Origin of the sequence: Flavobacterium aquidurense, assembly GCF_002217195.1 — a bacterium.
Taxonomy (GTDB): Bacteria; Bacteroidota; Bacteroidia; order Flavobacteriales; family Flavobacteriaceae; genus Flavobacterium; species Flavobacterium frigidimaris.
The window spans coordinates 24261-30287 of record NZ_MUGR01000030.1; the positions used below are offsets into that span (position 1 = coordinate 24261).

General features: G+C 35.3%; 4 protein-coding genes. All 4 read right to left on the bottom strand.

Annotation, left to right across the window (positions count from 1 at the left end; all coding sequences use genetic code 11):
• Nucleotides 1–335: 335 nt before the first annotated feature.
• Entirely contained in the window at nucleotides 336–1085 is a 750-nt protein-coding gene (locus B0A67_RS15940; protein ID WP_072964686.1) for a shikimate dehydrogenase family protein, read from the bottom strand.
• Complete coding sequence (locus tag B0A67_RS15945) at nucleotides 1085–2482, bottom strand: tetratricopeptide repeat protein (protein WP_072964685.1); 1398 nt, start codon at nucleotides 2480–2482, stop codon at nucleotides 1085–1087. The genes B0A67_RS15940 and B0A67_RS15945 overlap by 1 nt, the downstream gene beginning before the upstream one ends.
• 274 nt (nucleotides 2483–2756) lie before the next feature.
• A complete protein-coding gene (locus B0A67_RS15950) occupies nucleotides 2757–3953 on the bottom strand; it encodes an aspartate aminotransferase family protein (protein ID WP_072964684.1) in 1197 nt (398 codons plus the stop codon).
• Nucleotides 3954–4148: 195 nt separating this feature from the next.
• Complete coding sequence (locus B0A67_RS15955) at nucleotides 4149–5825, bottom strand: OstA-like protein (protein ID WP_393048515.1); 1677 nt, start codon at nucleotides 5823–5825, stop codon at nucleotides 4149–4151.
• Nucleotides 5826–6027 lie beyond the last annotated feature (202 nt).

The following is a 6027-nucleotide window of genomic DNA, read 5'->3' on the forward strand; positions in this document are numbered from 1 at the left end:
CTTAAATGTATAAGGTTTTTATTTTAAACAGAGCGAAAGATACTAAAGGTGTTTCTAAATACAAAATAAATCGTTTGTTTATACGCTATTTTAAGACGAAATTCCTATTTGTTCAAGGAATTTAGGAATATGATATCGTTTTTTTGGACGATTTTTTGAAGTAAATTAAAATTTTGAATTGTTATAATTTTTAGAAAAATGACATCAAAATAATATTTTAAGACTCAATTTATGGTTTTATTTCGATTTAAGGGAGCGTTGAAAAAAAAGAATTTCAAGTCGATAATCGTATGCAAAAAAAAAAATACACTAAATTTTAGTGTATTTTTTTCTCTTTATTTATTCCAGATTTTCCAGGCTTTCTCTGCCTGAAAAATAAGCATATCGTAACCGTTTTTTATTACTGCTCCTTTTTCTTTTGCATTTTTTAAGAACTGTGTTTCTGCCGGATTATAGATTAAATCATAAGCAATGTGTTTGTCTGTAAAAAACTCATAAGGAAGATCAGGGCAAGCTTCGGTATTTGGGCTTGTGCCAACAGGCGTACAGTTGATGATGATCTTGTAATTATCAAATGTAGTGGCGTTTATAAGATTGTAATCTATGATATTTTCCTTAGCTTCTCTTGATACAAATGTATAAGGAATACCAAGCTCGTCCAGTGCAAATGCAACTCCTTTTGAGGCGCCGCCTGTACCCAGGATAAGTGCTTTTTTGTGGTGTGGCTCTAATAATGGTTCTAATGATTTTTTGAAACCATAATAATCAGTGTTGTATCCTTTTAATTTTCCGCTTTTAGTAAATTTAATAGTATTTACAGCACCAATTAAGGCTGCTTTTTTTGAAAGTTTATCTAAGAAGGGTATCACTTGTTCTTTGTACGGAATCGTAACATTTAAACCTTTTAAATCAGGATTGTTTTTTACTAATTCAGTAAAATAATTAATTTCAGAAATATCGAAATTTTCGTAGCTGTTGCCGGCAAAAACTTCATCACTAAATTTTTCTGTAAAATATCCTTTTGAAAATGAGTAACTAATATTACGGCCTAACAAGCCAAAACGTCTTCTTAAAATATCAATCATTATTGTTTTCTATGTTTTTCTATATAATTTTTAACTGTTTTCTTTGACCATACTACCGGAAATAAATCTTCGATTAAGATGTAATTGTCAAAGTTCAGACGCAAACCATTGCTCAAATGAAATTTTGCTTTGGTGGCGTCCTGGATCATGAAATACAATCCCGCTAAACGATATTCGACCTCGTTTTCTTCCGGAAAATATTCGGAAGCTTGTAATAAAGTCTGAATAGCACTTTCGAATTCGCCTAAAAACTGAAGAATATCAACCCAAAACAACCAGGTATCTAAGGCGTGATCTCCAAATTCTACTGCTTTTCTATATCCAAATTCTGCTTCTTCAAAAAAGTTCATTTGTTTATTGATCGTCGCATAACGTTTCCAGTACAAACGATTTTGATTGTCGATAGCCAACGCTTTATTGACAAAAAATAAGGCTTTCTGAAAGTTTTTCTGGCGAACATAAAAATCAGTAATGGCGATCCATCCTTTGTCTAAAAGCGGATCTTCATGTACGGTTTGGTTGTAATATTGAAGTGCTTTTACAGCATTGCCGAGTTTTTCGTAGCATTTCCCAATACGCAATAGCGCATAAGAAGTCGCATCGTCTAACTCGATGGTACGGTTGTAGCTTTCAATTGCTTCACCATATTGTTTAAGACGTTCATACGCTTTTGCTTTTTCCATGAAAGCACCTAAAAACTCGTCGTCTATCAGGGTTGCATAGTCAAAAGCGCGAATGGCATTTTCATATTCTTTTACGCCATAATGCAAACGACCAAGCTGATGCCAGGCGATTTCGCTGTATGGGTTTTTGTTGATGTATTCGTTTAGATAAACAATGGCTTCCTGGTTTTGATCTAAAAACTCAAAACAATATACCACATTGTACAAGGCAGACTGATCTTCTAAATCTTCTTCAAGACATTTGATAAAACTGTCTTTTGCCATCTCGAGGTTATCCATAAAAAGATATTCCATTCCAATTAAGTTGTACACGTCAGCGTAGTCGTCAGTATATTGCAGGGCAATTTTAAGTAGTTCTACCGCTTTTTCGTGTTGGTCTCTTTTAGAACAGATATTGGCTTTCTGGATGTAAATTTCCTCGTTGTTAGGTTCAATTGCATATAACTCATTCAGGAGTTTCTCGGCGATTTCTAATTTGTCGTCGTAAACCAACATTTCTACTTGTACTAATTTTAAGCCCGTAGATTTTGGGTGTTGATCTAATGCAAGTTTCAAGGCCTTCTTTGCTAAATTAGCCTTGCCTATATCTAAATAATGAAGAATAATTTCTTCGAATTCTTCAGAATCAAAAAAGAGTACTTTGTTAGTTTTTAACATCGACTCAAATTTGGATAGGGATAGGTTATAATCTTCTTCTTCGTTGCTTAATTGCATACTGTCTTTATTTGAAATTAGCCTGTTATAAATTTAGGCAACCATATTATTGTTGTGAGGAATGAGAATTAATTGTTGTGAACAATTTAATTAACAATATGGACAGAATTTCTATTCTGTTTTAAGTTGTAATCTTTTGATTTGTAAAAGATTAATTTTATTAGTGTTTTGAATTTTATTTTTAACCCGAAGTCCTGGTCCTGATAGCAGCGGTATCCTTTTGTTCCGCAGCGGCGGATAAAAGATATAGCGGATAGCAGGAAATAGCTCCCGATTAAACTGCTTGTCCTTTTTTTATGATTTCATCCATAACGCTTAAAATTATGGCACAACCTTCTTTTATTTCTTCTTCAGAAATGGTCAATGGTGGTGTTATTCGTATTGCGCATCCTTCAAACAGCAACCAGAATAATATGAGCCCTTTGTCCTGACAGCTTAAAATAACGTCGTTTGTTATTTCGGCAGTTTCGGTCATTGCGGCAAGCATTAATCCTTTTCCTCTAACTTCCTTTATCAAAGGATGTACCAAAAGCGATCTGAAGAGTTTTTCTTTGTCTAAGGTCTCTTGCATTAAATTTGTTTCAGTTAATTCCTGCAAAGTAGCTAAGCAGGCTGACGCAATGACAGGATGACCTCCAAAAGTGGTGATATGTCCCAGTTTAGGATTTTCGGTAAGGAGATCCATTTTTTCTGCCGAAGCGGTAAAAGCACCAACAGGCATTCCGCCACCCATTCCTTTTCCCATAACGACAACATCCGGAACGACGTCATAGTTCTGAAAACCAAATAGTTTACCGGTTCTTCCAAATCCAGGCTGAATTTCGTCGACGATCATCATGGCGCCAACTTCATCGCAGCGTTTGCGCACTTTTTGCAGATAATTATTCTCCGGCTGAATAAATCCGGCACCTCCCTGAATCGTTTCTAGAAGTATTGCGGCTGTTCTGGTGGTGATTTTTTGCAGATCTTCTTCGTTATTGAAGGTAATAAAATCAACATCGGGAAGCAAAGGACGAAAGGCTTGTTTGCGTTCTTCGAATCCCATAACGCTCATCGATCCCATGGTGTTGCCGTGGTAAGCGTTATGACACGAAATAAGCTGACTTCTTCCAGTTGTTCGTTTGGCTAATTTTAGTGCGCCTTCGATAGCTTCTGTGCCTGAATTGACTAAATAGGTTTTATTTAAAGATTCTGGCAGGAGTGAAGCCAGTAATTTGCAATATTGAACGGCGGGACTTTGCGAATATTCGCCATACACCATAACGTGCGAATATTTGTCAAGCTGATCTTTGATGGCCTGATTGACTCTTGGGTGTTGATGACCAAGTGTACAAGCCGAAACGCCTGCAACAAAATCTAAATATTTTTTATCGTTTGTGTCGTAAATATAGGAGCCAATGGCATGAGAAACTTCCATTCCCAGCGGGTAAGGAGAAGTTTGTGCCTGGTATTTTATAAAATCTGGATTCACTTGTTGTTTGTTTAAAAGTTTCAGGTTTCAGTTTGACTGAAAACGGAGACTGTGACTGAATTTAACTGCAAAGATCGCAAAGTTTTATGCAAAGTTCACTAAGTTTTAAATCAAGTTAACATTATTAAAATACAATGCTGATAGTTGTCGTGAGCAAAGTTTTGCAGACTGAAAACCGCAACTGCGACTGGAAAACTACTTCGTGGCTTTCGCAGCAGCTTTAGGGACAGGCTTGACAGCTGGTTTCTTTTTGTCGTAATCTAAGGTTTCTTTCCTGACTTTCATCGGGGTGTCTTTGTCCTTGGCTTCCTGGTCTTTTCCTTCCTGTACTAATTTATCGTTGAGTTCGTTGTCCTCGGCAGTAAAAATATCGTCTTTAGATTTTATTCGTTCGTCTCCACGCCAGCGTAGTCCTTTTAGTTTACGTGCATTTTCAGGTAAATCGGCTTCAGGATAAATGTCACCATCGACTTTATTGAAAAAAGTAATGGTTTCGATGTCATTATTTTCTAAAATAAGATTGATTTTACTGCTTACATTCTTATTGATTCCGATAAGTTCGTTATTGTCATTCCGCATATAATAAACGACCTCGGTATTTTTGATGACATCAACATCGTGTAATTTACCGTCTCTGAATTTTCCGAATAAATTGAGTCCCTTGACCTGATTATAACCGGTGCCGAGCGTATCCCGCGAGACTATAAAAGTGTTGTTGAGGACTTTTAGGGAATCTAACTTTTTAGTGGTATTATCGCCAATTAGATGCATAATGTCTCCGGTAATCTGACTTTCGCCGTTCCAGAGAATTGGATTTCCGATCAGTTTTGTTAAAGCGGTTTTAGAGTTCGAATGTATCGAATCGCATTTTCCGCTCATGTCTATTTTGTAGAAACGAACATTTTTGAATGCTCTTAAAATTCGTTCGCCTTCTTTTCCTGTTACCATTAATTTTTGCCCGTGAATATAGACAGAATCTTTTTCGACAAGATTTATCGCTACAGCTCTTTTGGTGACAAACATCGAGTCTTTTAGTTTGTAAATTTCGGCGTAATGCCCTTTTACAATTCCGCGATTTATCGAGTCCGTAATTTTTACATTTCGGGTTGCAGAGGCAAATTCTACATTTCGATTGTAGTACAAACTGTCTCCTTCTATAAGGCGATCATCGTATTTGATGTAGGACCTTCGTAAAAAATGGGCGAGATTCTTTTTGGTATCGTAAAAACCTTTTTCGGTATAAATATAATTCGCCTGACTTGTTATTGTTGATGGGCCAAATAAATAAGTATGCCCGGAATTGCTGTAATAATCTAAATGATTTGATTTTATAACATATTTAGGATTAGTAATCGTAACGGCTGTCAGGAATTGAAATTTTTTCTCTTCAACAAAATACCTTCCTGATTTACTCACCAAAACATTGTCTTTATTAACGATGGTTCCTTTTGTATTGTAAAAAACCTGTTGAATATTTCGATCAAAATTTATTGTATCTGTTTTTAAAGTTGCATCAGGCGAACTCATAACAGCATCTCCGGTAGCGAAAGCTTTCTTTGAATTCCCGCTATATTCTGCATATTTACTGTTCAGGAATAAAGTATCACCCTGAACTAATTGTACGTTTCCAAAGGCTTTAAGATAGTTTTCTTTTTTAAAAACGTAAGCCTTATTACACGTTAATACAATCCCGTCATGATTTATTTTTACATTTCCAGTCAATAAAACTCCGTCAGGTACTAAGACTTCATTGACTTCTACCAAATCTGCATTTTCAATATTAATTGTCTTTGGCTTTGGCGCTTGTGCAAAAATGGTTTGTACGCTTAACAAAAGCAAACAAAATGATATGAAAAAGAGTGATTTCTTCAATTGATTAAATTTTTGTCAAATTTATGAAAAAGGTTACAACCTTTAGTGATATTAAGATTATTTTAATTTGTTTCTTTTTAGATGCAAAGGTTCAAAGAGACAAAGGTTCAGAGGTTTTATACTCTTTAAATTTATTTTAAAAATCTTTGTTCTTCTGAACTTTTGTCTCTGTGAACCTTTTTTTAATTATCAACAAAATGTG

What these genes read in the sequence shown, in the direction of transcription:
- B0A67_RS15940 (WP_072964686.1), bottom strand. Translation starts at nt 1,085, where the DNA reads ATGATTGATATTTTAAGAAGACGTTTTGGCTTGTTAGGCCGTAATATT.
- B0A67_RS15945 (WP_072964685.1), bottom strand. Translation starts at nt 2,482, where the DNA reads ATGCAATTAAGCAACGAAGAAGAAGATTATAACCTATCCCTATCCAAA.